The sequence below is a fragment of the Methylobacterium sp. B1 genome, assembly GCF_000333255.1.
GTDB classification, from domain to species: Bacteria; Pseudomonadota; Alphaproteobacteria; order Rhizobiales; family Beijerinckiaceae; genus Methylobacterium; species Methylobacterium fujisawaense.
Window position 1 is genome coordinate 1 of record NZ_BACT01000883.1, and the last position, 6,582, is coordinate 6,582.

The 6,582-nt window shown below is 59.4% G+C and carries 5 protein-coding genes; 4 read left to right on the plus strand and 1 reads right to left on the minus strand.

The genetic code is table 11. The annotated features are described in order from the left end of the window. The first annotated feature begins 70 nt into the window (after positions 1-70). From fabD to fabF, 4 genes are all read left to right on the plus strand, one after another. Complete coding sequence (gene fabD, locus I53_RS25200; RefSeq protein WP_043355941.1) at positions 71-1,015, plus strand: ACP S-malonyltransferase; 945 nt, start codon at positions 71-73, stop codon at positions 1,013-1,015. 17 nt (positions 1,016-1,032) lie between these two features. Further along, entirely contained in the window at positions 1,033-1,770 is a 738-nt protein-coding gene (fabG, locus tag I53_RS25205; RefSeq protein WP_043355943.1) for a 3-oxoacyl-[acyl-carrier-protein] reductase, read from the plus strand. Between the two features lie 332 nt (positions 1,771-2,102). Then, on the plus strand, positions 2,103-2,342 hold the full coding sequence (locus I53_RS25210) for an acyl carrier protein (RefSeq protein ID WP_007559070.1): 240 nt from the start codon (positions 2,103-2,105) through the stop codon (positions 2,340-2,342). 183 nt (positions 2,343-2,525) lie between these two features. Beyond that, positions 2,526-3,788: a beta-ketoacyl-ACP synthase II gene (fabF, locus tag I53_RS25215; protein ID WP_043355945.1), complete on the plus strand. Its 1,263-nt coding sequence runs from the start codon at positions 2,526-2,528 to the stop codon at positions 3,786-3,788. 6 nt (positions 3,789-3,794) lie between these two features. Here fabF and I53_RS31860 read toward each other — a convergent pair whose 3' ends face one another. Then, on the minus strand, positions 3,795-6,317 hold the full coding sequence (locus I53_RS31860) for a TIR domain-containing protein (protein ID WP_148291240.1): 2,523 nt from the start codon (positions 6,315-6,317) through the stop codon (positions 3,795-3,797). Between the last annotated feature and the right edge of the window lie 265 nt (positions 6,318-6,582).

Consider the following 6,582-nt stretch of genomic DNA (forward strand, 5'->3'; position numbering starts at 1 on the left):
GCCCATTCCGAGTTTCGGCCGACACGGGCGGCGTTCGCGCGCCGAAAGGTGCCGGCGATCAGGACGCAACATGCGCGCACTCATCTTTCCCGGCCAGGGCAGTCAGGCGGTCGGCATGGCGCGGGACCTCGCGGAGGCCTTCCCGCAGGCCCGGGCCGTCCTCGACGAGGTCGACGCCGCCCTGAACCAGAACCTGTCGCGGCTGATGTTCGAGGGGCCGGTCGAGGAGCTGACCCTCACCGCCAACGCCCAGCCGGCCCTGATGGCGGCGAGCCTCGCGGTGCTGCGCGTGCTGGAGGCCGAGCGCGGTCTCGACCTCGAACGCGACGTGGCCTGCGTGGCCGGCCATTCGCTGGGCGAGTACGCGGCCCTCGCGGCCGCCGGCAGCCTGACGATCGCGGATGCCGCCAAGCTGCTGCGCCTGCGCGGCGAGGCGATGCAGGAGGCGGTGGCGCCGGGCGCGGGCGCCATGGCGGCGCTGATCGGCACCGATCTCGACTCCGCCCGATCCGTCGCCGAGGCGGCGGCCGACGAGGCCGGCGGCGGCGCGGTCTGCGACGTCGCCAACGACAACGGCGGCGGCCAGGTGGTGCTCTCCGGCGACCGGCCGGCCGTGGAGCGCGCCATCGGCATCGCCACCGGCCGCGGGATCAAGCGCGCCGTGATGCTCAACGTCTCGGCGCCGTTCCACTGCCGCCTGATGGCCCCGGCCGCCGAGGCCATGGCCCGGGCGCTGGCCGCCGTCGCCCTGAAGGCCCCGCGCGTCACCCTCTACGCCAACGTCGCGGCCGCCCCGGTCTCCGATCCGGAGGCGATCCGCACGGCCCTGGTCGAGCAGGTCACCGGCACCGTGCGCTGGCGCGAGAGCGTCGCCGCCATGGCGGCGACGGGCGTCGACCGGTTCTACGAACTCGGCGCCGGCAAGGTGCTGACCGGCCTCGTCAAGCGCATCGCCCCCCAGGCGAGCGCCACGGCGGTCGGCACGCCCGCCGACGTCGCCGCCTTCGCGCTCTGATCCGACAGGAGCCCCGCATGTTCGATCTCACCGGCCGCAAGGCCCTCGTCACCGGCGCGACCGGCGGCCTCGGCCAGGCGATCGCCCGGGCGCTGCACGCCCAGGGCGCCACCGTGGCGCTCTCGGGTACGCGGCCCGCGGCCCTGGAGGCGCTCGCCGCCGAACTCGGCGAGCGCGCGAGCCCCGTCGCCGCCGACCTCTCCGACAAGGACTCGGTGGAGGGCCTCGTGCCGGCCGCCGAGGCCGCGATCGGCCCGCTGGACATCCTCGTGAACAATGCCGGCATCACCCGCGACAACCTGTTCATGCGGATGAAGGACGAGGAGTGGGAGCAGGTGATCGCCGTCAACCTCACCGCCGCCTTCCGCCTGTCGCGGGCCGCCGTGAAGGGCATGATGCGCCGCCGCTCCGGGCGGATCGTCAATATCGGCTCGGTGGTCGGCAGCACCGGCAATCCCGGCCAGGGCAACTACGCCGCCGCCAAGGCCGGCCTCGTGGGCATGACCAAGGCGCTCGCCGCCGAGGTCGCCTCGCGCGGGATCACGGTCAACTGCATCGCCCCGGGCTTCATCAGCTCGCCCATGACCGACGCCCTCAACGAGAAGCAGCGCGAGGGCATCCTCGCCCGCGTGCCCGCCGGGCGGCTCGGCGAAGGCTCGGAGGTGGCGGCGGCCTGTCTCTACCTCGCCTCCGCGGAGGCGGCCTACGTCACCGGGCACACGCTGCACGTGAATGGCGGTATGGCCATGTACTAGTGTGCGAAGACCGGTCTCGAACCGGCGACGATCGCGCGCGAATCACCCCCGCCGACACGCAAGTGCCACACCCATGAAGGCTTTCTGAACGGGCCCTCGCCAGGGCGGGAACCCTGTGCTACCACGCCCCGCAGCCGTACAGGGGGTTGACGGTTCAGCGGGTTTTCAGTCCAAGGCCCTCCGGCGGGGGCGTCCCGGCTCACGCGCCGGTTCACCTCAGAAGCACGCGCGATCGGACACCGGCCCGTCACAACAAGCCCGCAAGGGCGCGACGCGGCCACGGCACCACCCCGAGAAGACTGACAGACCAAAAGGACGAGGACGGAAGACCGATGAGCGATATCGCTGAGCGCGTGAAGAAGATCGTCGTCGAGCACCTGGGCGTGGAGCCCGAGAAGGTGGTCGAGAGCGCCAACTTCATCGACGACCTCGGTGCCGACAGCCTCGACACGGTCGAGCTGGTCATGGCCTTCGAGGAAGAGTTCAACGTCGAGATCCCGGACGACGCTGCCGAGACCATCCAGACGGTCGGCGACGCCGTGAAGTTCCTGGAGAAGAACTCCGCCGCCTAAAGGCGCCGGGGACCGGGTTTGACGCGGCGCGGGTGAGGCGAAACAGCCCCCGCGCCGTTATGCGTTTCAAGGCTCGGAGGCGTGACGGGTCCCGCCGGGACCGATTCCGCCGCCGAGGGCGTTAGGACGATGCGCGACCGCGGCTCTGCCGGCGGGGCTGCGCCTCAAGACGGGACAGGGCACATGCGGCGGGTGGTGGTCACGGGTCTGGGGATGGTCACGCCGCTCGGCTGCGGAGTGGAGCACACCTGGAGCCGGCTGATCGCGGGCGACAGCGGCGCCGGCCCGATCCGCGGCTTCGAATCCGCCGACCTGCCCTGCCGGATCGCCGCGCAGGTCCCCTTCGGCGACGGCACCGACGGCACCTTCAACCCCGACCTCGTGATGGAGGTGAAGGAGCAGCGGAAGGTCGATCCGTTCATCGTCTACGCCATGGCGGCGGCCGACGAGGCCCTCAAGGATGCCGGCTGGGCGCCGAAGAGCCACGAGGACCAGTGCGCCACCGGCGTGCTGATCGGCTCCGGCATCGGCGGCATCGGCGGCATCTACGACGCCTCCGTGACCCTGCACGAGAAGGGGCCTCGCCGGATCTCGCCGTTCTTCATCCCGGGCCGGATCATCAACCTCGCCTCCGGCCAGGTCTCGATCGCCCACGGCCTGAAGGGCCCGAACAACGCGGTCGTGACGGCCTGCTCCACGGGCGCCCACGCCATCGGCGACGCGAGCCGCCTGATCGCGCTCGGGGACGCCGACGTGATGGTGGCGGGCGGCGCCGAATCGCCGGTGAACCGCCTCTCGATCGCGGGCTTCTCCGCCTGCCGGGCGCTGACCACGGGCTTCAACGACACGCCGGAGAAGGCCTCCCGCCCCTACGACCGCGACCGCGACGGCTTCCTCATGGGCGAGGGCGCCGGCATCGTGGTGCTGGAGGAGTACGAGCACGCCAAGGCCCGCGGCGCGAAGATCTACGCCGAGGTGGTGGGCTACGGCCTCTCGGGCGACGCCTACCACATCACCTCCCCGTCCCCGGACGGCGACGGCGCCTTCCGCTGCATGAGCGCCGCGGTGAAGCGGGCCGGGATCTCGCCGTCCGAGATCGGCTACATCAACGCCCACGGCACCTCGACGCCCATGGGCGACGAGCTGGAGCTGAAGGCCGTGGAGCGGCTCCTGGGCGATGCCGCCGCGAACGCCACCATGTCGTCCACCAAGAGCTCGGTGGGCCACTTGCTGGGTGCGGCCGGCTCGGTCGAGGCGATCTTTTCGATCCTCGTCCTGCGCGACAACGTCATCCCGCCGACCCTCAACCTCGACAACCCCTCCGTGCAGACCCAGATCGACCTCGTGCCGTTCGAGGCGAAGCGGAAGCGGGTGGATGTGGTGCTGTCGAACTCGTTCGGGTTCGGCGGGACGAATGCCAGCTTGGTGATGCGGCGGCTTGTTTAGTTCTGTTCAAGTCATCAGGCGACTATCACCGCCGAAAAATGCGTCTAGATCTTCTTTTTCGAATCTATTCAAAAGATTTTCTAGTCTTTGGACCTCATCTTTTTCGACTACATCTAAACCGACCGAGGTCATTTTTACTTGTAGGGCAGCCAATTTTAGCGCTAAATGAACGGGTTTATTCCTATCTCTGAGTCGCTGCCAGGTTCCGAGGGCTGCTGCATAGTCACCCTCCGAACTCTCTAGTTTGCACTTAAGTCCAATTTTGATATCAAAATAACGTCCATCCCTAAATCTCTCAAGTTCAGCTAGGCGGATTCTAGCCTCTTCAAATTTACTTTCAGCGATTGATGCTTTGATAAGCTGAGAGGTAATAGCAAAATTAGGGCTCGATGCTTCCTTATAAGCTGCTGACGCAAACTCGTAAGCATCTTGATATTCTCTGAAACGGTAGTGAAAGGTTGATTTGCGATGCAAGTAGAATTCGAGTGAGTCGACGGCGGCCAAGGTCATAAGGCGTCGTTCAGCAAGCGGCCGATCTGCCGCCTTTAAGGCAATCAAAATTTCCAAATCGACGACGTACTTGTTGTCCGCATCATTCTCGTGAGCCTTGGAAATGCTACTTTTTGCCTTATCAATCTGACCGAGCTCAATATAACAGTGAGCCAGCTCACGGTGTACAGCCGCCCCGCGCCGACCCTCCTTAACTGCTCTTTCGTATGCTGATGCCGCGCCATCAAAATTTCCAATTCTGCGCTGCTTAAATCCTTCAATAAAGTAATGATCGCGCAGAAATCCAATGTCTTTCAGTCTTTTTATTAAAATATCTGCCGAATTGTAATTCTCCACTTGAATATAGGCACGAGCTAAATATGACATCACATCAACGTTATCTGCCCTTTGTTCAAGAGCAAGCCTGCCAAATGAGATGCTTTCGTCGTATCGTCTATTGTGGTATAATTCTTTTGCGACATTGATAAAGTCAGATGTTAGAGCTATGCCTCGCTTATCATTCATATTCCCTGATAGACTATTTGCTCTGAATAGCGCTCTTCCAAGCGCTATTCGTTCCTGGTTATCTTCAAGAGATTGAACATAGTCATATATTGCATCTGATAGATCGGCATGATCATTCCACTCCTGTCCGAATAAACGAACCGCGGCGTTCTGGAGTGGGTCCGATATTTTGAGGAGCTTATCTTGTGGCAAAACGAATGCAAGATCAAAAAGAAGACTGAGCTCGCTATTGATTGCTTCAGCATCGAACTTTATTGTATTAGCCAGAACGCTAAGCGGTAGTGGAGAATACAGCGCCAAGATGTATAGAATAATTTTTTGAGTTGAAGTGAATTTGTCCCCACTTTTTTCGATTTCTCTAAGCATGAAAGCCGTCGTAAAGTCCACTAACTGTGATTTCGAATGTATCAGACGTTGAATTTCTCCTCGCCTTGAAACTTCGGCAACAAAATTTACAGCTGGTGCATATCCATGAATGTATGCCACAAGATCTCGGATATCAGAGTCTGATAAATTAATATTAATCTGACTGAGATTCCGCCGCAGCAAGCGCGACGTGTCATCATTAGATAAAGGACCAATCCGTATACTTGGTATGGCATCCACACCAAGGTTATTTGACGGCCTGCGGCGACTTATAATTACTGCTCTGGCGCCGTTTATGTTTTCAATCCGTTCTATAATCTCTAGTACTTGACTCTGTACAAAGCCGTCATTGTCGAGAAATCCACCTTCATCATTAAAAACAATCAATTCACGAGCAGAGGAGATCGATTGAATGACTTCATCAAGAGATGCCTGAATCTCTATTTTGGACATCGCGGAAAATTTCTCTAATTTTCCCGACAGCAATTCATCAGACTTAGAGGGATATAAATTTTCATGAAATAAAAACGCAATTTCATTTAGGCTGCTCCCTTCGCCCAAAGCAATCTCGATTTGCTTCGGAAGTCCAAGAAGATTTCCCGAGATTTGTCTAATGATACTCCGTCGTCCGATCCCATTTTGGCCATATAAACAAAACGTTGAAGGTTCTCTTGAGCCTGAAGCTGGGGCAATAATATCTTCAATCTTCTGAATTTCCTCCCGACGACCAACAAACAAAGACGTTTGCCTGTCAGCGACATTTTTGAACACAAATCGATGAATCTCTCTATATATTTGTGATGGTGATCTGCTTTTAAAATATAAATTATTCCTCATCCACTTTGGGATATCATTTGTAGATATACCCGAGTCTATTACAATAGTGTGGACCTTATAACTACTTTCTCGAATTTTTCGATTAGCTGCCGCATCGATCTCAACGCGAACCCATTCTGAACCCAAAGATTCTTTGCTGACAAAAAATACAAAAGAATCTGCTTGATCCATTCCGTCTCTTATTGATTTGGAAATATCTTCGCCAAATTCGAAGTTATAGGCGTCAAAAGTGACAAACGCTCTTCCAAGCCTATTGGCTACTTCAGATACAATGGCCTTGTCTTTTGAGGAGTGAGACAAAAATACCTTCATAGGCGATATATCCTAGGAGATGGACAATAAGCTCCGAGTCACCAAGCAATATATGCCTTTGGTTAGCTGGCGCAACTTAAGGTCAGCGTTTGTGGTGATGAGGCCTTGAGATCAGCGCGTTAGCTGCTTCGTGCAGAGCCTGAGCGAGCTGCGACAACACTGCCTCATGGCCGACCCGACTCGTGGCTTAGAGTGGTCCGACACTTCGGGATCCTAGGCCCGAGCAAGCATGTTCAACGGCGATTCGCGTTTTGCGCTATGGCTG